The organism is Syntrophomonas erecta subsp. sporosyntropha, from assembly GCF_055395365.1.
This window is the reverse complement of the sequence record NZ_AP042459.1, coordinates 2318853-2342972: the sequence shown is the minus strand read 5'-3', so window position 1 is coordinate 2342972 and position 24120 is coordinate 2318853. Positions and strand designations below refer to the sequence as shown.

Here is a 24120-nt window from a genome sequence, read left to right as displayed (position 1 = left end):
CCAGTTATTCGATTGATAAAAGGTAACTGTAATGAGGCTGGCCGCCGTAGTGAACCTCCACCTCACAGTCGCCATAAGCCGCCAACACTTTTTCTTGCAACTGGTGAGCCTGTTCCTTATGTACATCTGCACCATAGAAAACCGTAATTAATTCATGTTCCTCGGCCTCCATCATTTCCAGGAGATCTAGTAGCACTTTATCCACATCGTTTCCTGCTACACTGATCTTTCCGTTTAGGATACCAATAATGTCGCCTGTTTTTATCTCCAAACCATTAAAGGCAGAATCACGTACCGCATAGGTAACTTCAGCATATTGTACATCCTCTATTTGTCCGGTCATTTCCGCACTTATTTGCTCAATATCTCCCTCTGGATCATAAGCAATAAGCGCAGTAACAGATTGCATTACCGACCGAGTGGGAACCACTATCACCTGCTTATCACAAAGCTGGATTACCTGTTGAGCCGTCATAATTATGTTACCATTATTGGGAAAGATAATAATAGCTTCCGCTGGCACACTATTACAGGCATTTAGTAAATCTTCCGTACTGGGATTCATAGTCTGCCCACCTTCTACTACTATGTCAACTCCTAAGCTATGTAATATTTCGGCTACTCCTTCTCCAGATGCTACTGCTATAATTCCGATTTTTTTAGATGTTTCTACTTTTTCTGCTTCCCAGTTATTAAGATGCTCATGAGCTTCCTCCAGCATATTATTAATCTTTATATCGCTTAATTGTCCCCACTGTAAACAGGTTTCCAATACCTTGCCGGGATGATTTGAATGAATATGTACTTTAACCATTTCATCGTCCCCTACTACCAGCATAGAATCTCCCAGCGGTCCTAAATGATCTCTCATATCCTCCACATCGAGGTCCATACCTTTAACCAGCACCTCGGTGCAATACTGAAAATCCAGCTTAAGACGGTCCTGGGCCTCAACTTTTTCCCAGGTCTGGAGAGGCATCCGCTCCCGGTAAAGCTCAAGTTCAATAGCATTCTCCTCAGCTAGACCCCGGAGAAAACCTTCTAATAAAAATAACAGACCCTGTCCCCCGGCATCAACTACCCCTGCTTCCTTTAAAGTCGGTAACATGGAAGGGGTTTTCTCCAGAGTCTGGTAACCTACCTTTACTCCCGACAGAAGAACCACAACTATATCATCATTTTTACGGGCCTCTACTTCACAGGCCCGTGCTACCTCTCGTATAACTGTTAAAATAGTTCCTTCCACGGGCTTCATCACAGCTTCATAAGCGGTATCGGATCCCGCTTTCAGAGCCATAGCTAAATCAATAGCCCCAGCTTGATCTTTTCCTTCTAAAATCCTCGCCATACCCCGAAAAATCTGGGACAAAATAACGCCTGAGTTCCCCCGGGCACCCATTAATGACCCCATAGAAATAGCTCTAGCTACCTTACCCAGGCTTTGATTTTGATTTTTTTCAGCTTCTTTCACCGCAGACATAAGGGTTAGGAACATATTCGTTCCTGTATCTCCATCTGGCACAGGAAAAACATTGAGCAGGTCAACACTGTCCCGGTTATGTTCCAGATTAATGCAACCTGCCTTAATGCCCCGTACCAGGTCTCTTCCGGTTATGTAATTCAAACTCAAATCCGATATCCTCCCTACTTATCTCCTATGACTTTTACTCCTTGAACGTTAACATTGACCGTGGACACCGGCAATCCAGCATTATGCTCCAGTACATAGGTTACTTTCTGTATGACATTGTTGGCCACTTCACGAATTTTCAGGCCATATCCGACAATAACATGGACATCCACTACTAACCCCTGATCGGTGGAATAAACTGAGACTCCTTTACGTACCGACTCAATCCCCAGAATACTTGACAAACCTGATTGCCAATCCTGGGCCACCATGCCTACCAAGCCATAACAATCCAGTGCTGCTAATCCCGCAATGGTTTCCACTACTTCTTTATCTACGGAAATACTTCCTAATTCAGTTTGTTTAATGTCAAACATAATAGTCCTCCTGTCCTTCCCAATCATTATTCTACATGATGATATTTATTCCTCCTGCTTGCCCTTTGTAGCCTCATTTGATAAAATATTTAAGTGCATTGCAATAGAGAGGGGGCCAAGACGGTGGCTAAATGTGAAATCTGCGGAAAAGGTGTTGCTTTCGGTAAAGAATATAGCCACTCCCACATCCGCACTAACCGGCAATGGAAAGCAAACGTACAGCGCGTTAAAATCGTGGTAAACGGAACCCCTAAACGGGCTTATGTTTGTACCCGCTGCCTTAGATCCGGAAAAGTTGAAAGAGCCATCTAACAGTGGTAGCCTTAGATAATAAATCTAAGGCTTTTCGCTTTTATAGGCCTCTATTTCCGAAAGGCTGTAATTATAAACTTCATTGCAGAAGTTACAACAAACCTCCAATTTGCCCATCTGATTATAGATGTCTTCTAACTCTTCCCAATCAAGGCCGGCCATTATTCTCCCTAGTTTATCATGGTTACAATTGCAGCGGAAAGCAAGTTGCCTTTTACCTACCTGATGGTACTCTATTCCCTTCATCACCTGTTCCAGAACTTCTTCTAAAGATCCACTGTGATTCATCACATCGCTAATAGGCCCCATTTTGAATACATTATCCTCAATTACTTGTAAGATCTTGTCATTAGCCCCGGGCATAGCCTGAACAATAAGCCCTCCAGCCACTTGAATATGCAAATCCGGAGCAACTAAAACTCCCAATGATACCAGCGAGGGAATTTGTTCCGACTGTTGAAAATAGACAGCCATATCTTCGGCTATTTCCCCGCTTATTAAATTAACTCTCCCCACAAAAGGCTGCTTTAAACCAAGATCTTTTATAACTTCCAGATAGCCATTATTACCTACCAGTTCACCTACAGCCAGTTTGCCTGGATAACGGGAAGGTACATCAGCCTGGGGATTAGTAATAAGCCCTCTGGCGTTACCCTGGCTATCAGTTGCCGCAATAATAGTTCCTGCCGGACCTCCTCCATCCACTCTTAGAGTCAGAATATCCTGCTTACCTTTAAGATCACTTCCCATCATGATGGCTGCGGTCAAAACCCTTCCCAAAGCGGCAGAGGCAGTAGCAGAGGTTTGGTGACGACGGTGAGCTTCCTCAACTACTCCCGTAGTTGACGCTATAGTAACCCTTACCTGACTATCTTTATCCATAGCTTTTATCAAATAATTCCTATTCATAATGGTATTTACCTTCCCTGTAAGCTTCTTTTAGTAATTATACCCGTAAACCGGCATTTTTCAAAAATTACATCCTAATTTAACAGATAGATCCTGTAATAAACTTTTGAACTAGACTTTCCTTAACAACTGATAAAGGGTTTTATCTAGATGACGTATAATTTCTTTATAAGAAATACAAGAGGGGGAAATTGCTTTGGCACTTTATGAATTCGAGGGTAAACGTCCACTAATAGCAGATTCCACTTTTATTCATCCACAAGCAGTGATAATTGGCGAAGTAGAAATCGGCGCCCACTGCTATGTAGGAGCAGGAGCTGTAATACGAGGAGACAACGGAAAGATAATAATAGGGTATGGAAGTAATATCCAGGAAAATGCCGTCCTTCACGCTGAGCCGGAAAGTATTGCTATTTTAGAAGACAACGTACTGGTCGGCCACAGTGCTATAGTTCATGGTCCCTGTCTAATAAAAAACCAGGCAACCATAGGAATGGGTGCCCTAGTCTCACCCGGATGTGAAATTAGCGAACAAAGCCTACTAGCAGCTGGCAGTGTACTTCCCCCGGGTAAAAGTGTTCCCCCCCGGCAAATAGCTATGGGCAATCCGGCCCGCCTGGTAAAAGATATCGACGAAAAAATGATTAACGATAACCGAATAGCTACTCATCTTTATCAGCAACTAGCCAGCCGTTACAAATCAGGCTTCAAATTGATCAGCGAGTAAACTACTTTCCCAGGCATTAATGACCTTTACAGCCCGGCCATTGCCTTCCCTGCAAAATATTTTATGGCTTCCTTATCATACCATCACAATAAAAAAAGATGTAGTGCGGACCATTATTACCCGTAGGGAAAAACATTTTTGGTTAATTTCCCATCTTTCATCTCCCCATAAAAAGGGAGATGAAAGATGACCTTTTTACAGGACCAATGATAGATCGAATCACTTTTTTTACACTTTACCAGGTGCGATACCTTAGCCCCAGGAAAATTTAGCGACCGCATAATTTTTCTTTCAGGCCCCGCACCACTACCGGAGGAACCAGACTACTTACATCCCCTCCCAGTAAAGCTGCCTCTTTAACTGCACTGGAACTTACAAAAATATAGTTACTATCCGACATGGCAAACAAGGTATCCACTTCAGGAACCAAGCGTTTATTCATCATAGCCATATGCATCTCATATTCGAAATCACTCACCGTCCGGAGTCCCCTGATTATGGCACAAGCGCTTTTAGTACGAACATAATCTGCTAACAAACCACTAAAGCAATCCACTTCCACATTATCTAAATGACCTGTGCTTTCCCGTATCAGTTCCACCCGTTCATCAAGAGAAAACAAAGCCTGCTTAGTTACATTATGTATAACCGCAATGATAATACGGTCAAATATTTTGCTGGTCTTTTCTAAAATATCAATATGCCCGTTTGTTATAGGATCAAAACTTCCCGGGTAAACCGCGAGTCGCACTTTTTGTCCCCCTTTTGTTCTATATAATTACCACAACTGGTGGGCTGTATTCTACTTCGACTTTCAATAGCTTTTCCCTGCTAAATACGGTGCTTTCTTAAAAAAGTAAACACAGGATTTAAATCCTGTGTTTACCAGATATAATCGCCTTTTTTCAACCTAAACTAAATAGCATGGAGATCAAAGACAAAATCCTGACCCGGTAAGCTACCAGGGAACTTTAGAAAGCAAAAAACATCAATATCTTTTAGTCACGACGAACTATTAAGGTAGTACCTTGTCCCCCACCTATACACAATGTAGCCAGACCAGTCTTGCTGTCTCTCTTCTGCATTTCATAAAGAAGAGTAATCAGGATACGACCACCAGAAGCTCCGATCGGATGTCCGATAGCGATAGCTCCACCATTGACATTAACTTTTTCCATCTTATCAGCCCAACCGAGATCTTTAGCAACTGCCAGGGACTGGGCTGCAAATGCCTCATTAGCTTCAATTAAATCAATGTCATCAACGGTCATTCCTGCCTTTTCAAGGGCCTTACGGGTAGCTGGAATAGGCCCTAATCCCATAATGGACGGATCTACTCCACCAGAAGCATAGCTAACTATGGTAGCCATAGGTTTAATACCCAATTCATCAGCTTTTTCTTTGCTCATAACTATAACTGCTGCTGCCCCATCATTAATACCGGAAGCATTACCAGCTGTTACAGTACCATCCTTTTTAAATGCAGGTCTTAACCCCGCCATCTTTTCCCGGGTAGTAGTCCGCGGATGTTCATCGGTATCAAATACTATATCACCCTTTTTGCCAGGAATAACTACCGGAACTATTTCATCTTTAAATCTTCCATTCTTGATAGCTTCCGCAGCCCGTTGCTGGCTAACAAACCCAAATTGATCCTGTTCCTCCCGGGTGATACCCCATTTTTCAGCAACATTTTCCGCGGTAATCCCCATGTGGTAATCGTTAAAGGCCTCCCAAAGCCCGTCCTTAATCATCACATCAACAATATTCCCATTATTCATTCTATATCCAGAACGTGCTTTCTCCAAAGCATAGGGAGCTGCTGACATATTTTCCATACCACCAGCCATAATAATATCAGCATCACCGGCCTTAATTATCTGCGCTGCCAGGCTAACTGCTCTTAATCCAGATCCACACACTTTGTTAATAGTGAAAGCAGTAACTGTTTCTGGTATTCCTGCTTTAATAGCCGACTGACGGGCAACATTTTGCCCTTGAGATGCTTGTAGAACACAACCAAAAATAACCTCATCCAACTGCCCGCCACTTAATCCGGCACGGTTTAAGGCTTCTGTCATGACCAGACTGCCTAAATCTATAGCCTTGGTATCCTTAAGCTGACCATTGAAGGTACCTACAGGTGTTCTGCACGCGCCTACTAATACTACCTCCCTAGTCATTTACAGTTCCTCCCTTTATTGTTATATCTTTATATATCTATTTATATATACGAAAAACTTTTATTCTACAATGGTAACTAATGGGGCAAAAATGAGGTAGTTAACATTACAAAATAAAAGGCCTTTTTTATTGTATCCCTATTCTGAGCCACCTGCAATAGTCCACTTTCTGTTACCAGGCAGACTTATTAATTACCAAAATACCTATTCGAAAAGTAAATATTAACTAACCAAAACTGATCATATAGACAAATATGGACCCGAAATATATTTCGCAATAGGAAACTGTTTCAACACCATCTTAAATACTGGCATAAGTTATTTGGCATGGTGATAAAGTATTTTTTCCGCAAAAAAAGAGGACCTCTAAAAAGTCCTCTTTTACTGCTTATTTCTTTGGTCAAAAGGTAGTTATTGCATAGATCTCCACAGAACTTCGGCTACATCCAGCACTTTAGTCTGCTCTTCCTTGCTGGCGGCTTTTACCCCGTCATCAATCATGGTTAAACAGAACGGACAGTTAGTTACAATCAATTCTGGTTCAGGTACCAGCAACTGGTCAGTTCTAGTATCATTAATACGCTTGTAACCTTCTACCGCATCTTCCTCTAACCACATCCGTCCACCACCAGCACCACAGCAGAAACCGAAACTCTTGGATTTTTCTATTTCGACAATATTTCCACCAGCAGCTTTGATTACTCCTCTAGGCTCATCATATACATTATTATGCCTGCCCAGGAAGCAAGAATCGTGATAGGTAACTTTGGCATTCAATGCGTGAGATGCCTTTAGTTTACCTTCTGCTACCAGCTTCGCCAGTATCTCGGTATAGTGATAAACCTCATAGTTGCCACCCATTTGCGGATATTCATTCTTAAGAGTATTGTAACCGTGAGGGCACACCACGATGATCTTTTTCACGCCATAATTATTAAAGGAATCGATATTGGACTGGGCTAGGGTCTGATATAAGTACTCATTCCCCAGACGTCTGGCTGAATCACCACAGCAGTATTCCTCTACACCCAGATAACCGAAACTAACCCCTGCCTTATCCAGCAGACGAACCAGAGCTTCCCCTACTCTCTTGTACCTATCGTCAAAAGATACCGCACATCCAGCATAGAGGAGGTACTCAAAGTCTTTACCATCTTCAGGCACGAGATTTACTAAATCCCTAACATCTCTTTCTTTCAACCATTCGGCCCGGTTAGCAAATCCAACCCCCCATGGATTGTAGTTACGTTCCATATTGGTGAAAGCCATCTGGGCTTCACTGGACATATCACCCTGCCACATAACCAGATTACGGCGCATATCCACAATCTTAGGAATGTGTTCAATAAACATCGGGCAATGCTCCATACAAGCACGACAGTTGGTACAATCCCAAATAACATCCGTAGTAACAACATCATAGAGTAAGCTCTGCTCCATGGGATTAACTTCCGCAACCTCAGCCTCAGCCTCGGCGGTCATAGCTACTGCTTCAGCTTCGGCAGCTTCTTCTTTAGCTGCTAACAGGTATGGTGCCTTAGCATCCAAATGCTCCTTCATAGCCTGAATCAAAGTTACCTTGGGATTCAGGTGTTTACCGGTATTAAATGCCGGGCAGTTCTCCTGGCAGCGCCCGCAACGAATACAGGCATCCAGGTCCAAAAGATCTTTCCACCCGAATTCTTCAATGTTCTCAACACCAAAGGTTTCAGCTTCTTCAATGTTATAGACCATACGGCATGCGGAAGGTTCCAGATCACGAAACGCATAATTAAGCATACCAGAGAATATATGCCATAGTTTCGTAAATGGAATCAGAGCGATGAACAGGAAGGCAATAGCCATGTGGAACCACCATAAAACACGATGCCACATAAGCACTGCGTCCAGTTGCATATTATTAAACATACCGGCAAATAACCATCCAATAGGAGATGCCTTTTGTTCATATGCAATCTGGGCCATAGTAGTTGACATAGTAATTTGAGCTGCAATACGCAGACCTTCAATAACAAAACCAGTAACCAAAATAACGAATACCAGAAGGATAATCCATCCGTCGGATGCTTTAGTATCATTTAATCTATCCGGCTTTTGTAAATAACGAACAATGGCCAGAACAATGATTCCAATCGTTGCTAATAGGCCAAAAACATCAACCAACCAGGAAAAACCGATATAGGACGCGCCTTCAATATGAGGGAATCCCAGCCAGTAGTGAGAAGCATCCACACCCGCTGCTATGAATAGCACTACAAATCCCCAGAACAGGAAAAAGTGCATCCAGCCTGCCAGCGGTTTACGAATAATTCTAGCCTGAGCGAGGGTGTATCCCAACCATGAGAGAATCCTTTGTCCTACCTGATCGTTACGATGGATTTCACCTTTAGCCAGTTGCCAAACCTGGACTCGCTTATAAAACCCATATAAAAAAATACCAATGGGGATGAACATAATGATATAAATTAACCATTCATAGGGAATGTTAGCCCCTACAATACGCATGGGGACGTCATAACCGCCCTCTAAGGGATGAAATCCAAACATCATATAACAAGTTCCCTCCTTAAGCAAACAATGGATATTGCCGGATATACGGGTTAATCCGTATATCCAGCAACTCCATCCCCCCCTTTAAGGCCTGCTTATTTTTTAAGTTCGCTGGTGAGTACTGGAATTACCTTAAACAGGTCACCAACTACTCCAAAGTCTGATACGCTAAATATCGGAGCCTCTTCATCAGTATTAATGGCGGCTATAAACTTGGAGGAAGACATTCCAGCCAAATGCTGGATAGCACCAGAAATACCGCAGGCTATATATAGATTGGGGTTAACTACTTTACCAGTCTGTCCGACCTGTAGTTCGTGTCCTAACCATCCCGAATCTATGGATGCACGGGATCCGCCTACAGCACCGCCCAACATATCAGCCAGATCTTCAACCAGTTTGATTCCTTCGGGGCCTTTACAGCCGCGGCCACCACCAATAACTACAGGAGCTTCAGTAAGATCAGGTCTTGCTGACACAGTAGGAATAAATTCTTTAATGGTTTGATATACATCACCATCAGTAGCAGCAATATTAGCCTTGACTACTTCGCCAGCTCCTGCTGATTCAACCACTTCAAATACACCTGCACGTACGGTAGCCAGAATAGGACTGGTGGTTACTTCAACTTTAGCCAGTGCTTTACCAGCAAAGATTGCCCTGGTAAATACACCCTTACCAGCACTAACTTCGGCAGCAATTACGTCGGTTGCTAAGCCAGCATCCAGCTTTTGTGCTAGACGAGAAGCAAAGTCTCTACCATTGAAAGTGTGGGCGAAAAGCACTGCATTAGGAGAATACTCATTAATCATAGCCACCATCTGGGCTACATAAGCACCCGTATTATAATTAGCAAATACATCAGCATCTGCTACATAAACCTTGTCCGCACCATATTTGGCAAATTCTGAAGCTATACCCTCTACGCCTTTACCAAAAAGTACTGCGCATACTTCGTCACCAAACTTTTTAGCTTCAGAGAGTATCTCAAAACTAACTTTACGGATATTACCGTCTCTTTGTTCTACAAATACCCATGTTCCTGCCATCTATTACCCTCCTTTTACTTCAATACCAGATATCCGACAGGGATTATTTTACTTCAACCTTGACAGTATTCTTCATCCAATCAGCTAATTGCACACCAGCTACCTCGGGCTCTTCCTGAATCTTAACACCAGCAGTCTTAGCAGGCGGTAAAGAGTATTCCACTATTTTTACCTTGGCATCGGTTGCAGCCCCATCAACGTTAGCAACCGGTTTCTTTTTAGCCTGCATAATACCCTTCATGGACGGATAACGGGGCTCATTCCAACTTACCTGGCTGGAGATAACCGCCGGCAAGGCTACTTCGGTAACCTGAGTTCCACCATCAGCTTCACTGGTGCAGGTTGCTTTACCATCAGCGATTTCGAGATTGGTTATAACATTAACATGTGGTAAACCAAGAATCTCGGCTATACGGGTTGGAACCTGTGAAGATCCATCATCGGCCGCAACATGGCCTGCAAGGATTATGTTAGGATTTTCATCTTTAATAGCAGCGGCCAGAGCTACTGCTCTCTGATATTCATCAGCACCTGCCTCTAATTTTACCAGAATACCACGGTCAGCACCCATTGCCAGAGCTGTACGGATGGCATCCATTGACTTATCAGTACCGGCAGATACTACGACCACCTCTTTAGCGATTCCCTTTTCTTTTAGCTGAATCCCACCTTCGACGGCTACTTCGTCATACGGATTGATAATCAGGTTGATACCAGCATCAGAAATCTGGCCATCCTTTAATTCAATTTTGGCTTCTGTGTCAAATGTTTGCTTAACACATACTAGAACCTTCAAGTTCATTCCTCCTTTACTTTTTTTGGTTTAAGAAGATCCACCTTACAACCCCTCAAACACTCGCAGACACAATTCTTCTTCCACCACCCCCATGAAACACTTGTATCTTTATTGCCTACGGCATTTTACCGCCTGGGTCCATCCAGCCCGTCTGGATGTTAAAAATGCGTATCAAGTATAACCTTCGCTATTAGTATTCTATTTCCTGCTTTTTTCTATCTATCCTTAAAATTTTTGTCTAAAAACCCTTAGTCTTTCTGGTAGAAAAAGGTTGCTATCGATTTCAGCCCCAGTTCCCTTGCCTGGAATATTTGCTCGGTACTGCCGATAAACAAAACCCCTTTACTTCGTAAAGCCTTGGCAAACTTCATGTAAAGACGGTTTTTAGTCTCTTCGGTAAAATATATTACCACATTACGGCACAGAATAAGGTCAAAATCTCTGCCAAAAACGTCTTTTAACATATCCTGGCGCTGAAAGTTTACCATTGTTCTAATTTCTTCACTAATCTGATAGGAGTCCCCACTCCGTTTAAAATAACGGGTTAGGTAGGATGGCGGTACTCCCTGCACACCCTTTGAAGAATAAACCCCTTTTACAGCTTTGTCCAGCACTTCCTGATCGATATCTGTAGCTAGAATCCTTTCTATAACAGGTACCTTTTTTTCCTTAATCATCATGGCCAGCGAATAGGGTTCCTCACCTGTAGAACAACCGGCACTCCATACCCGGATACCCCGTCGCTCTTTTATGAGTTCTGGAATAACTTGTTTTTCCAAAACCTGCCAATGATTGGCATTGCGAAAGAATTCCGATACATTAATGGTAATATGCTCCAGAAATTTTCTGTACAGGTTGGCATCATTAGTTAACAAGATTATAAAATCTTTATACTGCTGTACGCCGGCCGAACGCATAAAACTGTTAATACGGCGTTCCATCTGCGGTCTTTTATAGGCTGTTAAATCTATTTTGCTTAGAGTCTCAAACCTTTTAATAAACCACTCCCAGCTATTATCCACCCCGGCCCCCCCTATTCTAAATGTTTAAGAGCCCGGGCAACTGCCTCGACCGTTTCTTCAACCTCCTCCAGACCGTGGGCACAGGAAACAAAACACATTTCAAACTGAGCGGGTGGAAAATATACCCCTTCTTTCAACACGGCACGGTGAAACCGGGCATATTTTTCTGTGTCGCAACTTAAAACCGCCTGGTAACTATCAACCGGTCTTTCTGTAAAAAAGATGGTAAACATAGAACCTAAACGGTTAATAGTGAAGAATAGTCCATGTTCTTCAAATATATTTTTAAGTTTACCTGTAAGAAGGTAGGTGGATACTTCTAACCTGTCATACCAATCATTATCCTGTAAAGTTCTTAAAGTTGCAATCCCGGCTGCCATAGCCAGAGGATTACCTGACAAAGTTCCTGCCTGGTACACATCTCCTTCCGGGGAAATACGGCTCATAATGTCCCTTCTGCCTCCATAGGCACCTACCGGCATACCCCCGCCAATTATTTTCCCTAGTGTAGTAATATCAGGCTCTACTTTAACTATATTTTGAAATCCTCCATAACAAGTACGAAATCCGGTAATTACTTCGTCAAATATTAACAGGCTGCCATATTGCTCGGTTATGCGGCGAAGTCCAGGCAAGAACCCTTCCGCTGGAGGAACTAATCCCATATTACCCGCAACCGGTTCCACGATAATAGCAGCTATCTGGGATCCAAACCTGGCAAACACTTCCTCAACTGAACTTAGATTGTTATATTCAGCTACCAGTGTATTTCCGGCCAGAGCTTCCGGTACCCCCGGGCTAGTAGGCACCCCGGTAGTCAACATACCAGACCCTGCCTTAATAAGGAAACTATCCGCATGACCATGATAACAACCTTCGAATTTAAGAATTTTTTCTCTACCGGTATAAGCCCTAGCTAATCTTATAGCACTCATAGTAGCTTCTGTACCGGAATTAACCATACGTACTTTTTCTATGGAAGGGATAGCTTTACAAATGAGATGGGCTAGTTCTAATTCCCCTTCACAGGGGGCTCCATAACTAGTTCCATGAACAGCAGCTTCGCAAATTGCCTCCACTATTTGGGGATGACTATGTCCCAGGATTAATGGTCCCCATGAGCAAACATAATCAATATATTGGTTCCCATCAACATCTTCTACCCTGGCCCCCTTGCCGTTCTGGATAAAAACCGGGGTTCCTTCCACTGCTTTAAAGGCTCGCACCGGGCTATTGACTCCACCGGGTATATACTCACATGCTTGACGGAAGAGTTCTTCTGATCTGCTGGTATTAAACATAAGTCATCCTCCCAAATAAGTATTCAATCCACTTAAAAATAGAATTCAAAAGTATTTCATACTTAATTTTTTAAATTCCCTGATAGTGGGAATTACCTGGTAGTCACTTATTCCTGTAACCTTCTTCATCTCTTGGATCAGGGCAGTTAATTCTTCCTGGCTACGGGCATGAATCATACTAAATAAGTTATAGCCAAAATCCAAAGGAACTTCCCGATCATAGCAGTGACTAACTGCGGAAAATTTAGCCAGGCTTTCACCGACCTGATCTAATCGATCAGGTTCTACTTTCCATGCCACCATGGCATTTACCACATAACCAGCATCCCGGTGGCGTAAAACCGCAGCTAATCTGCGGATAATCCCTTGCTCCTCCAGACGCGCAATCCTGGTAATAACCTCATTTTCATCTAAATCAAGCTTATCGGCTAAAACTTTAAAAGGACGGGGATTCACCGGAATATCGCCCTGTATTTCAGCTAAGATACGGCGATCGATATTATCTATGGTCATAGTTATCCCCCATTTCCAATGCCACCTTGATTTTATATGTCTTTTTGGCGGGCATAGCCACTATTTTTACTCCGGTCTTTTCTTCTAATCTGCTAAGAATTTGCCGGATTTCTTTTTGGCTGGGAGCAGTCAGTGTAAACCATATGTTCCACGGGTGATCACGCAGGTAATTGTGAGTTACACCCGGTAACTGGTTAATACAATCGGCTACCTGTTCAACTTTATCTTCAGGCACCTGGCAGGCACATAATGTTGAATAATACCCTAACTTACTGGAATCAATAATAGCTCCAATCCGCCGGATAATTCCACTTTTTTTAAGATAATTTACCCTTTCCAACACCAGAGATTCATCAATACCAATTTGATTGGCAATTTCTTTAAAAGGCTGGGGATGGGGCAAAAAATCATTTTGCAGCCTATCCAATATATCTCGATCTATTTTAGATAGTTCTTTCACTGGTGACCTCACCCTTCTTCCCTCCACCCGGCCGATATAAGCACCAAGTGTCTTCCGCCATGTAATTACCCTTACTATAATAGTAGGCTCGAGCCCGGCAGCCTCCACAGCGCTGCCGGTACTGGCATAACCCGCATTTTCCCTGGTAATCCATGGTGCGAAGTTCCTTTAATAGAGGACTATTTTGCCAAATATCATTAAAAGAACGTTCCCGAACATTACCTAGAGGTATGTTCAAGTAAGCACAGGGTTGAACATCACCCCGGGGACTAATGATACAATAGGATATCCCCGCCAGGCAACCTTTACTAAAGCGCAATTTCATATCCTTTTGGTCAGCTATCCGAATGAATTGTGGTGCACAGGTAGGTTTTATTTCAATACTAATTTGTTTTTGTTTATCCATTAAGCGGTGAATTGTTTTTTCATACTGGGCCACCCGCAGTGCTTCCTCTTCAATATTAGCTCCCCGACCTGTAGGTACCAAGAAAAACACATGATGAGCCATAGCCCCTATTTCCACGGCAAAATCAGTAATATCCTCCAGTTCAGCAACATTCCAATCCATAACAGTTGTATGTACCTGAAAGGGAAGTCCTGCTTGGTGAAGATTTTTCATGCCCTCTACCGCTAATTCAGAAGCCCGTTCCATCTTGCGGAAGGCATCATTTTTAGCAGGAACCAGGCTGTCCAAACTTACCCCGGCTGCCATGAAGCCGGCCTTCTTTAAATCCCGGGCTACCTCTGGTGAAATAAGAGTACCGTTAGTGCCTAAAACTGCACGTAAACCTTGCTCAGTAGCATATTTACCCAGTTCATAAATATCCGGGCGCATTAAGGATTCTCCCCCGCTAAAAATCATAATCTTGAACCCGGCTTCTACTAATTCACGAATAAGTTTTTTTGCTTCATCGGTAGTAAGTTCTTCAGAAAGACGAGCACCAGCATCTCGGTAACAATGGTCGCAGAACATATTACACTGGTTGGTGGAATTCCAGGATACTAGCATTATAAACGGCAAAGAGCTGATCACATAAGACCCTCCCCTACCTTCACCTCCCCGATTTATTTACACCTATTAAAAATGATTTATGGATAAACCCATAATAAGTTGTTACGGCAAAATATAAACTATAGTCCGTAACCTTTTTCAGGCACACAAGTAACGCAGAAGATTAAATGGTCTGCGTTGTTTGCCAATTTGACATATATTTTCTAAACCTAATCCTGGCTGGTTTTGCTGGTCAACTTTAATCTCTTTTCATAGCAAAAGGCACAACACAAGAAGAAACACTACAGCAAATTATGTTACTAACACTTATCTAATTAAGTATAAAATAAATATGCAGAACACCTTGCCAAGGAAGGAAGTAAGCAATACGGACATTGCTCTGTGGAGCAGTCCCCACAGAGCATAAACCGATGTTCACCACCATTTACCACAAAGTCATTGAATATGGACTTTAGTCTGCCTAGTCCCTCCTGGGCCATAAGAGAAGCTGGTGGTTTCCCATAGAATAGACGGTCAACATTTGTGCATTAAAACAACACGTATACCTTAGGGCAAGAAAAACCACATATAAATATATTATAAACAATTAATTATCTTTAAGATAGTGGGCCATATCTTTAGCCGCATAAGTAATAATTAGATCAGCTCCAGCCCGCTTGATGGCGGTATGAATCTCCATAACTACTCTTTTTTCATCCAGCCATCCATTGGCAGCTGCCGCTTTTATAGCAGCATATTCACCACTGACATGATAAGCTACTGTCGGATAAGCAAAATTATCTTTAACTGATTTAATTACATCCAGATAAGCTAAAGCTGGTTTAACCATAACCAGGTCAGCCCCTTCCGCAATATCAAGTTCTACCTCGCGCAGGGCTTCATATATATTGCCATAATCCATTTGGTAAGTTTTTCGGTCCCCGAATTGCGGGGCTGATTGGGCTGCATCCCGGAAAGGCCCATAAAAGCTAGATGAATATTTAGCCGAGTAAGCCATTATAGGTATATGAGAAAAACCATGTTCATCCAGATAGCTGCGTATATATCCAATTCGTCCATCCATCATATCTGATGGAGCTACCATATCACACCCAGCCTGGACATGGGAAAGAGCCTCTTTAGCTAATAATTCTAAAGAAGCATCATTATTAACCATACCATTTGTTTCGACTACTCCGCAATGCCCATGATCAGTATATTCACACAAGCAAACATCAGTAATTACCATCATATTAGGATACAATTCTTTGATTAACCTGATGGCCTGTTGTACCACACCATCATCACAGTAAGCTGAACTAGCCAGAGAATCTTTATGCTGCGGAATACCAAAAAGTAATACGGCTGGTATTCCCAGTTTGTTAACTTCTTCTAACTCTTCAGAAAGTCGATCTACTGAAAATTGATAAATTCCAGGCATAGAAGTAATAGGTATTTTTTTATCTTTACCATAAACGACAAAAAGCGGATAAATCAAATCGTCAACCGTAACAGTTGTTTCCCGAACCATTTTTCTAATAGTTTCATTAGCACGCAACCGCCGCATTCGATATTCTGGAAAAGCCATATTTTCACCTACCCTTGAATTTCCTCTAATGTTAAATAACAGGCCGGATCCTCCGCCCACAGGTCACCAGTAGCAGCCCGGGCCCGAATTCGACAGCCCGAGCAGAGGGTACGGTAACTGCATTGACCGCATTTCCCTTTCACATGTTTATCTTTTTCTCTTAGCATAACCATTAATGGATCATCAGAATTCCATATCTCGCTAAAAGGCTTTTCGCGCACATTACCTACTATATAATCCTGCCAGAATTGGCAGGGGTGAACATTGCCCCGGGGATCTACATTAGCAAATTTAGTACCTGCAGAACAGCCTCCATGCATTTCTAATAACTGCACTATCTCTCCTACTCTATCAGGTTCCTGGCGACGGATTAAATTTAGCAGGTATATACCATCAGCATGATTATCAGTAGTTAATATTTCTACCTCCACACCCCGACGATGAAGGTCAATAGTTCTTTCACTTATATATTCCATCAGGCTGCGCTTTTCCCTCTTATCAGTATCCATGTCTATCATATCAGTTCCCCGGCCTGCATATACCAGATGGTACATACAAAAGCGTGGAATACCTTCCCTTTCAATAATGTCAAATATCTCCGGTAAATCCATCTGGTTATGACGGTTTACCGTAAAGCGTATACCAGTTTTAATACCATTGTCTAGACAGGCCCTGATACCCTGAAGGGCTGCATCAAAAGCACCCGGATGGTTGCGAAACTCATCGTGAGTAGCTGGTGCACCATCAATACTTATGCCTACATACTGGAATCCGGCCTCTTTAATCTTTTGAGTTACTGGTGTATCGATAAGGGTTCCATTACTGGAGATTACCGGGCGCAGACCTAGCTCGGAAGCTTGTCTACCCAGTTCAAAAATATCCGGGCGCAAAAAGGGTTCTCCCCCGGAAAAAAGCAATACCGGTACTTTCATATCCGCCAGATCTTTAATAAAACCACGAGCTTCTTCAGTACTTAATTCCTGGCTGTATTTCCTGTCCTCGGCCTCAATATAGCAATGTTTGCATCGCAAGTTACAACGATTGGTGGTATTCCATACCACCAAAGGCCGGTTAATATTAGAGAATTGAAGCAACTGAGGAGGAATATCTCCATTACCGGCACTATGCTTTATTACATCAGAAACTGTCGCTGTTCCGCACAGTAGTTTGGTGCATCCAATCATTTCCCTACTCCCCTTTAAAAGTCTTGTTAAGATCTAGCATCAGTTACAATAGCCTTAATCAAACCTTCGATAGTATACTCGTCAGCCATCACATCCACCTTAAATCCCTGCCTACGAGCAGTATCGGCTGTAATCGGACCAATACAGGCTATCTTTACAGTAGCATCGATTCTACTGATGTTTTCTTCACCAATGATTTTAGCAAAATTAGTCACTGTAGATGAACTGGTAAAAGTTAAATAGTCCATTTCCCCACGCCTAATACGCTCTAAAGTGGCATGGCTCACCTGAAAAGCTGCCACCGCCTCATAAAGAAAAACCTCATTGACGTGTACTCCCAAATTGCGCAGCTGGTCAGGAAGTATATTTCTAGCTCCCCGGGCGCGCGGAAGTAGTACCCATTGCCCTGGTTCTACCCGGTACCGTAATTCTTCCAAAATCCCTTCCGCCCGGTACTCATCGGGTACAATATCCGCCTTAATCCCGCGCTCTTGCAGGCATTTGCTGGTAGCCGGGCCAATAGCACATAGTTTAACTCCCCTTAGATCACGTATATCAATTCCCTGGCTGGTTAACTCACCAAAAAAGATAGCTACCGCATTTACACTGGTAAAAATAATCCAATCGTATTTATCCAGATGATTAAAAGCATTATATAAAGCCTGTAAATTATCTTCTTTTTTGATAAATATCGAAGGAAACTCAATAGTTTCTCCACCCAGATCAATTAGCTGCTCAGCCAGTAAACTAGCTTGAGCCCGGGCTCGGGTTATTACTATCCTTTTTCCCCATAATGGTTTCTTTTCCACCCACATCAGTTCATCCCGCAGGTTAACCACATCTCCTATAACAATTACTGCAGGAGGCCTAAAACCAGCCTGTTCTACCCGGCTAGCTATATTGTTTAAGGTTCCAGTCAGTACTTCCTGAGCAGGTAATGTACCCCAGCGTATTAAAGCCACCGGAGTGTGGGGATCACGACCATATTTAATAAGCTGCCCGCAGATAAAAGGAAGGTTTTCTACCCCCATTAAAAAAACTAGAGTTCCTATACCGGAAGCTAGTTCCTGCCAGTGTAGTGAGCTTTCCTCTTTGCCAGGCTTTTCATGACCAGTAATAATGGCCAGGCTGGAGGTAGCCTCCCGATGGGTTACCGGTATCCCTGCATAAGCTGGTACCGCAATAGCCGAAGTCACTCCCGGAACAATCTCAAAATCTACATCATTCTGCCTTAATTCCTGTGCTTCTTCCCCACCTCGTCCAAATAAAAACGGGTCTCCTCCTTTTAAACGAACTACTATTTTACCTGCTTTAGCTTTATGTACCAGCAGTTCATTAATCTGATCCTGGGCCAGAGCATGGTGACCTGCTTTTTTACCAACATAAATTTTCTCTGCCTGGGGCCGCATATAACTGAGTATTTTATCTCCTACCAAATGATCATATACAACTACATCAGCCTTCCCAAGCACCTGTTTCCCTTTTAAGGTGAATAAACCGGGATCCCCTGGTCCTGCACCTACCAGGTAAACATACCCTTTTTTATTCATGGTTACCACCTGCCTGACGAATTTCTTTTAAAATTACATTGGCACCCTGGTTAATCAATTGCATAGCTAATTCTTCACCTATCCGGGCTGCATTACCAGGATTACCTTCCTGATAGGCCTGCAACAGGCGGGACCCATTTAATGATGCCACTAGACCAGTGACTTCCAATTTTCCCTGTTCAACTTGGGCCAGACAAGCGATAGGAACCTGACACCCTCCTTCCAACACCTGCAAAAATCTTCTTTCTGCGGTAGTGGCTATTCGGGTAGGCTCATGATCAACAGCTTCTAGTAATGATTGGGTAATATCGTCACCGATACGAGATTCTACAGCTATAGCTCCCTGCCCAGCCGCCGGCAACATCATATCATAATCAAGTAACTCAGTGACCGCATTTTCCAATCCAAGCCGTTTTAATCCGGCATAAGCCAGTACAATTGCATCTAAGTCCTGCTCCTGCATCTTACGGAGACGAGTTTCAACATTACCTCTTATATCTACAATGGACAAATCGGGGCGCCGGTTCTTGAGCTGAGCCGCCCGCCGCAAGCTGGATGTTCCAATAACTGCCCGGTGAGGCAGGCTATGGAATTGGTAACCCTTATGTGATATCAGGGCATCCTGAGGAAACTCCCGGGTTAATACGGCGGCTATATGTAATCCTTGGCCTACCTGGGACGGGACATCTTTCATGCTGTGTACTGCTACATCAATATCCCCGGCTAAAAGGGCCTTTTCCAGTTCCTTGGTAAAAAGGCCTTTATCACCTACTTTAGAAAGGGCTACATCAAGTATTTTATCGCCAACGGTTTTAATAATTTTAATTTCAACCTGAAGGTCGGGATGGGCTTCTTTAAGAACTCTGGCCAGATAATCTGCCTGCCAGAGAGCCAGTTTACTACCTCTAGTTCCTACTTTTAACTTTTTCATATCCGGCATGCTCCTTACGGTCGATATGCAGATTAAATATTTGTTTTACCAATTCTGCATACAGGTGCCCCTGATTAGTACGGGCCAGTTCCTTTAAATTAACTATCGGATAATGAAGTATTTGATTAACAATAGAATTAGCCATTGAAGAAATAACTTTTTGTTCATGTTCGGAAATTTTCCCCAGCCGGTTCATAGCCCTCTGCAATTCTTGTTGTTTTACTGCCTCAGCCTGGGTTTTTAACTCTGCTATAATTGGAACTACATAAAGACTGGCTAACCAATCGTTAAATTTCTCCATTTCCTCACTAATAATGTGCTCGGCTAATACTGCCGCCTTCTGTCTTTCCTGGTAATGGGTATCAACAACCCCCTGCAAAGCATCGATGTCATATAAAAAGACGCCCGGGATCTCTTTAAGTCCTGGATCTATATCCCGGGGAACGGCTATATCAATAAGTATTATTTTTCTCCCCTGCCGAACCCGTAGAGCCTGTCCACAGTTATCTTCCCTCATAATCTGATGGCTGGCAGAAGTACAACTTATAAGTATATCAGTCCCACTTAATTCCCTAGGTAACTCATCCAGGCGAATAGCACGGCCATTAAAGGCCTCTGCCATAGCTACCGCCCGATCATATGAACGATTGGATACAATAACTGATTGGACACCATTCATCATCAGATAACGGGTGGTAAGCTCGCTCATTTCCCCAGCCCCTACTACGGTTACCGTCTTATCTTCCAGACAACCCAGTATATCTTTGGCTAATTCTACGGCTGCATAACTTATGGAGAGAGGATGGGAATCAATATTGGTTTCGGTTCTTACTCTTTTACCAACAAATATGGCTTTTTGAAATAAGGCATTAAGTACTCCATCGGAAGATCCTATTTCAACTGCCTTCTGATAGGCATCTTTAACCTGTCCAATAATCTGATTTTCTCCCAGGATCATAGAATCCAGACCAGAGGCTACCCGAAACAAATGATAAATCGCATCATAACAGTTAGGTTGATACAGGTAGTTCTTTAATTTTTCCGGTTCTATACCTGCGTATATGCTAAGAAAAGATTCCAGCACTTCAGTACCTATCTGTATATCCCGGGTAGTAGCATATATCTCAGTACGATTACAGGTGGTTAGTATGACTACCCCTTCTACCCCATTCTGCTTACGTAAATACGTACAGGCTTTATCAATGTCAGCCCCACAAATGGCAAACTTTTCCCGCACTTCCACCGGGGCTGTCCGGTGATTTATTCCTGCAACAAGGACATACATTCTTCAACCCGCTCCCTTATCCTATCTTCTTCCCCCGCCTTAATAAGTTCCAGAATATCTGAATTTACCAGTGCCTCAAATATTGCCCGTCGTTTATTAATATCTGCTACATTCTTTTTTATTAATTCCCGCAACTCACCTAGAAGATCGACAAACTCACCATGCTCCCGGGTTATGTTTTCTTCCAGTTCCCGACGAAGACGCTGTGCATAGGCTGGACTTTTTCCTTCCGTGGAAATAGCTACTACCAGCGAGTTGCGTCTTAAGATGGAAGGTACAAAAAAATCACAACAAGGAGGATCATCTACTGCATTAACCAGCCCCCCCTGGCTGCGGCATAACCGGGATATTTCCTGGTTAAGCCTGGTATCATCAGTAGCCGCAAATACAATAAAAGCATCCTTCAAGTCATCAATAAAAAATTCCCGTTGTTCTAAATGAATTAGTTTCTCCCTGGCCCATAGCCCTATCTGCGGGCTAATCTGGGGGCTGATCACCTTTATTTGTGCACCATAACCTAGTAAATTATATATTTTACGCTCCGCAACCTCTCCTCCACCAATAACCAGGCACAACTGATCACCCAAGTTAAGAAATATAGGAAACAAATGGTTCACCTTTTCTACCACCACCAATTTCTAAAAAAAAAGGTCTGTATAACAGACCGTCTTAATCTTCTTTCTTTTCATCCAATTCTTCGAATTCTTCCTCTTTGGCCTTTCTGAAGTTTTGTATAGCTTTTCCCATGGATTGACCCACTTGAGGTAGTTTTCCCGGGCCTACTATAATGAGCACAATTAACAGAATTAAAGCCAGTTCCCATGGTCCGAAATTTCCAATAAGTCCGAACATCAGATTCCCTCCTTCGGCACCTGTTTATCGAAATTTGTCCCCACCTGTCATAGTTGCTCCTGATACTTGATATTATGACAAAAAGGCTGTCTTTTGTAAAGAAAACCTTCCCGGCTATCTTTGCTATAGCTTTATTCTACCGAATCTGCCGATGTTTCCTGATCCTTACCATGCTTTCGTCCCGGTTTAGAAAACTTGGCTACCCATATACTTATTTCATACAGTATATACATCGGGGTGGCCATAAATATCTGGGAGACTGGATCTGGTCCTGGGGTTAAGGCTGCTGCCAAAATAACTATTACCAACAGGGCATATTTGCGATTACGAGCCAGCATGGTATATTTGATAATGCCGATCTTAGTCAGAAAATACACTATAACCGGCAGTTCAAACACCAGTCCAAAAGGAATAGTAAAGGCCATCACAAAGGATACATACTGGTCTACTTTAAACATTGTTTCCAAATTGCTACCCGCTATAAAAATGAAAAAATTAAGCACCAGGCGTAGTACTCCAAAATAGGAAAACAATACACCCGCAGCAAAAAGAAGAACACTGACGGGGAAAAGTATATAAACATAGCGACGCTCTTTGGGGTAAAGAGCCGGCTTAAAGAAACGCCAAAACGCCCATACTACTATAGGAAATGCAAATATAAACCCGGCCAGGAACGATAGCTTTAATTTGACAAAAAAAGCTTCCGTAACACCGGTAACCACTAGATTCTCATTTAAAGCTCGCAGGGGTGATATGATGATGGTTAAGAGTTGTTCATTATAATAAAAAGAGATAAAAGCTGCTATCACTATGGCAACTACACTGATAATTAGCGATTTACGCAACTCTTCTAAATGCTCTATGATAGTCTGCTTTTCCTCTGGGGATAAATCTCTAAAGGCCATCCTTTGCCCTCCCTAATAATCTCGATCTAAGACAAAGTCAGTAATCTTGGCTAATTCCTCTCTGGCGATTACATCTGGCAGTACTTCCAACTGCCTTTGGGCCTGCCGGGCAAAATGCTGGGAGGCATAATAAGCATAATCAATACCATCTGATTCAATAACTAAATTTATAATATGTTCTGCCTGGCTGGCACAAGCCTGAGGTGATGCTAATAAGCGCGCCAATTCTTCCCGCCGGGGATCATGCCAAAGGGCATAAAGGGCCGGAAGGGTTATAACCCCCTGACGGATATCACTTCCGGTAGGTTTACCCAGGGTATGTTCATCAGCTACAAAATCAAGAATATCATCAGTAATCTGAAAAGCCATTCCTAGATAATAGCCATATTTTTTAAGGGCTCTGATCTCTTTTACAGGAGCATTAGATAGCATAGCTCCTAGCTCACAGCTCACTGATATTAACAGAGCAGTTTTTCGCTCAATGCGCCGCAAGTAGTTTTTAAGACCCAGATGAACATTGTAGCAACTGAGCATTTGGAATATCTCGCCTTCGCATATCTTCATGCTGGCCTGGGCTAGTACATCTACAACATCACTGCGCTGGTAAGAAGCCACCAGGGCCAGGGCCCGGGCAAAAATATAATTACCTGCATAAATAGATACCCGGTTTCCCCAGGCTGCCTTTACCGTTTGTGCTCCCCGGCGGGTACTAGAATTATCGATAACATCATCATGGACCAATGTAGCCAGGTGGATTAATTCTAAAGCTACTGCCATGGGTATGATATCGGATAAGTCTTTACGGTAAAACCGGGCTGCCAGCAGGGCAAACGCAGGTCTAAGACGTTTACCGCCAGCATGAATAAGATGAACAGCCGCATCATTAAGCAAAGTAAGTTCGCTGTCCACGTTTTCTGATAATTGGGATTCTACCTTTTGAAGTTCATCCGCTATTGGATCGAAAAAATCAAACTGAGACATAAATTACCCCTTATCCAATTACAA

Annotated in this window: 24 protein-coding genes; 2 read left to right on the top strand and 22 right to left on the bottom strand. The window is 42.9% G+C overall.

Annotated features, from left to right (window positions below; all coding sequences use genetic code 11):
- Nucleotides 1–4 precede the first annotated feature (4 nt).
- Nucleotides 5–1630: a DAK2 domain-containing protein gene (locus ACZ5Q0_RS11470; RefSeq protein WP_446820643.1), complete on the bottom strand. Its 1626-nt coding sequence runs from the start codon at nt 1628–1630 to the stop codon at nt 5–7.
- Nucleotides 1631–1644: 14 nt separating this feature from the next.
- Nucleotides 1645–2007 carry an Asp23/Gls24 family envelope stress response protein gene (locus tag ACZ5Q0_RS11465; protein ID WP_446820645.1) on the bottom strand — a complete coding sequence of 121 codons (363 nt, stop codon included), beginning with the start codon at nt 2005–2007 and terminating at the stop codon, nt 1645–1647.
- A gap of 123 nt (nt 2008–2130) precedes the next feature.
- Between ACZ5Q0_RS11465 and rpmB the strand changes: the two genes are divergently transcribed.
- Nucleotides 2131–2319, top strand: coding sequence for a 50S ribosomal protein L28 (gene rpmB / locus ACZ5Q0_RS11460; RefSeq protein ID WP_446820646.1), 189 nt, complete (start codon nt 2131–2133; stop codon nt 2317–2319).
- A 24-nt stretch (nt 2320–2343) separates the two neighbouring features.
- Here the strand turns inward: rpmB and hslO are convergent, their stop codons facing one another.
- Nucleotides 2344–3228, bottom strand: a complete 885-nt coding sequence (gene hslO / locus ACZ5Q0_RS11455; protein WP_446820647.1) for an Hsp33 family molecular chaperone HslO — start codon at nt 3226–3228, stop codon at nt 2344–2346.
- Nucleotides 3229–3424: 196 nt separating this feature from the next.
- Here hslO and ACZ5Q0_RS11450 point away from each other — a divergent pair, with 196 nt between their 5' ends.
- The gene (locus ACZ5Q0_RS11450; protein WP_446820648.1) at nt 3425–3955 is read left to right on the top strand and encodes a gamma carbonic anhydrase family protein; all 531 of its coding nucleotides are present in this window, start codon (nt 3425–3427) and stop codon (nt 3953–3955) included.
- A gap of 268 nt (nt 3956–4223) precedes the next feature.
- On the opposite strand, the gene coaD is transcribed toward ACZ5Q0_RS11450, so the two are convergent.
- The 19 genes from coaD to ACZ5Q0_RS11355 all read right to left on the bottom strand — a co-directional run bounded on the left by coaD (nt 4224) and on the right by ACZ5Q0_RS11355 (nt 24096).
- A complete protein-coding gene (coaD, locus tag ACZ5Q0_RS11445; RefSeq protein WP_446820650.1) occupies nt 4224–4706 on the bottom strand; it encodes a pantetheine-phosphate adenylyltransferase in 483 nt (160 codons plus the stop codon).
- 247 nt (nt 4707–4953) lie between these two features.
- Complete coding sequence (locus tag ACZ5Q0_RS11440; protein WP_447182554.1) at nt 4954–6138, bottom strand: acetyl-CoA C-acetyltransferase; 1185 nt, start codon at nt 6136–6138, stop codon at nt 4954–4956.
- 411 nt (nt 6139–6549) lie between these two features.
- Nucleotides 6550–8688: a heterodisulfide reductase-related iron-sulfur binding cluster gene (locus tag ACZ5Q0_RS11435; protein ID WP_446820652.1), complete on the bottom strand. Its 2139-nt coding sequence runs from the start codon at nt 8686–8688 to the stop codon at nt 6550–6552.
- 95 nt (nt 8689–8783) lie between these two features.
- On the bottom strand, nt 8784–9737 hold the full coding sequence (locus tag ACZ5Q0_RS11430) for an electron transfer flavoprotein subunit alpha/FixB family protein (RefSeq protein ID WP_446820653.1): 954 nt from the start codon (nt 9735–9737) through the stop codon (nt 8784–8786).
- Nucleotides 9738–9780: 43 nt separating this feature from the next.
- The gene (locus ACZ5Q0_RS11425; protein ID WP_446820654.1) at nt 9781–10533 is read right to left on the bottom strand and encodes an electron transfer flavoprotein subunit beta/FixA family protein; all 753 of its coding nucleotides are present in this window, start codon (nt 10531–10533) and stop codon (nt 9781–9783) included.
- Nucleotides 10534–10781: 248 nt separating this feature from the next.
- On the bottom strand, nt 10782–11555 hold the full coding sequence (locus ACZ5Q0_RS11420; RefSeq protein WP_446820656.1) for a CheR family methyltransferase: 774 nt from the start codon (nt 11553–11555) through the stop codon (nt 10782–10784).
- Between the two features lie 11 nt (nt 11556–11566).
- Nucleotides 11567–12856, bottom strand: a complete 1290-nt coding sequence (gene hemL, locus ACZ5Q0_RS11415) for a glutamate-1-semialdehyde 2,1-aminomutase (RefSeq protein ID WP_446820658.1) — start codon at nt 12854–12856, stop codon at nt 11567–11569.
- A 45-nt stretch (nt 12857–12901) separates the two neighbouring features.
- A complete protein-coding gene (ahbB, locus tag ACZ5Q0_RS11410) occupies nt 12902–13369 on the bottom strand; it encodes a siroheme decarboxylase subunit beta (protein ID WP_446820659.1) in 468 nt (155 codons plus the stop codon).
- On the bottom strand, nt 13356–13841 hold the full coding sequence (gene ahbA, locus ACZ5Q0_RS11405) for a siroheme decarboxylase subunit alpha (RefSeq protein WP_447182553.1): 486 nt from the start codon (nt 13839–13841) through the stop codon (nt 13356–13358). Before ahbA ends, ahbB begins: the two co-directional genes overlap by 14 nt.
- Nucleotides 13813–14838, bottom strand: coding sequence for a putative heme d1 biosynthesis radical SAM protein NirJ2 (gene nirJ2, locus ACZ5Q0_RS11400; protein WP_446820760.1), 1026 nt, complete (start codon nt 14836–14838; stop codon nt 13813–13815). The genes ahbA and nirJ2 overlap by 29 nt, the downstream gene beginning before the upstream one ends.
- A gap of 589 nt (nt 14839–15427) precedes the next feature.
- On the bottom strand, nt 15428–16408 hold the full coding sequence (gene hemB / locus ACZ5Q0_RS11395) for a porphobilinogen synthase (RefSeq protein ID WP_446820661.1): 981 nt from the start codon (nt 16406–16408) through the stop codon (nt 15428–15430).
- 8 nt (nt 16409–16416) lie between these two features.
- Complete coding sequence (locus ACZ5Q0_RS11390) at nt 16417–17592, bottom strand: radical SAM protein (protein ID WP_446820662.1); 1176 nt, start codon at nt 17590–17592, stop codon at nt 16417–16419.
- 26 nt (nt 17593–17618) lie between these two features.
- A complete protein-coding gene (gene cobA, locus ACZ5Q0_RS11385) occupies nt 17619–19142 on the bottom strand; it encodes a uroporphyrinogen-III C-methyltransferase (RefSeq protein WP_446820664.1) in 1524 nt (507 codons plus the stop codon).
- On the bottom strand, nt 19135–20073 hold the full coding sequence (hemC, locus tag ACZ5Q0_RS11380; RefSeq protein ID WP_447182552.1) for a hydroxymethylbilane synthase: 939 nt from the start codon (nt 20071–20073) through the stop codon (nt 19135–19137). Before hemC ends, cobA begins: the two co-directional genes overlap by 8 nt.
- The gene (gene hemA, locus ACZ5Q0_RS11375; protein ID WP_447182551.1) at nt 20048–21358 is read right to left on the bottom strand and encodes a glutamyl-tRNA reductase; all 1311 of its coding nucleotides are present in this window, start codon (nt 21356–21358) and stop codon (nt 20048–20050) included. Before hemA ends, hemC begins: the two co-directional genes overlap by 26 nt.
- Nucleotides 21334–21975 carry a precorrin-2 dehydrogenase/sirohydrochlorin ferrochelatase family protein gene (locus ACZ5Q0_RS11370; protein ID WP_446820669.1) on the bottom strand — a complete coding sequence of 214 codons (642 nt, stop codon included), beginning with the start codon at nt 21973–21975 and terminating at the stop codon, nt 21334–21336. The genes hemA and ACZ5Q0_RS11370 overlap by 25 nt, the downstream gene beginning before the upstream one ends.
- A gap of 52 nt (nt 21976–22027) precedes the next feature.
- Nucleotides 22028–22210, bottom strand: coding sequence for a twin-arginine translocase TatA/TatE family subunit (gene tatA / locus ACZ5Q0_RS11365; protein WP_446820671.1), 183 nt, complete (start codon nt 22208–22210; stop codon nt 22028–22030).
- 131 nt (nt 22211–22341) lie between these two features.
- Complete coding sequence (gene tatC / locus ACZ5Q0_RS11360; RefSeq protein WP_446820672.1) at nt 22342–23115, bottom strand: twin-arginine translocase subunit TatC; 774 nt, start codon at nt 23113–23115, stop codon at nt 22342–22344.
- Between the two features lie 12 nt (nt 23116–23127).
- Entirely contained in the window at nt 23128–24096 is a 969-nt protein-coding gene (locus ACZ5Q0_RS11355) for a polyprenyl synthetase family protein (RefSeq protein WP_446820673.1), read from the bottom strand.
- Between the last annotated feature and the right edge of the window lie 24 nt (nt 24097–24120).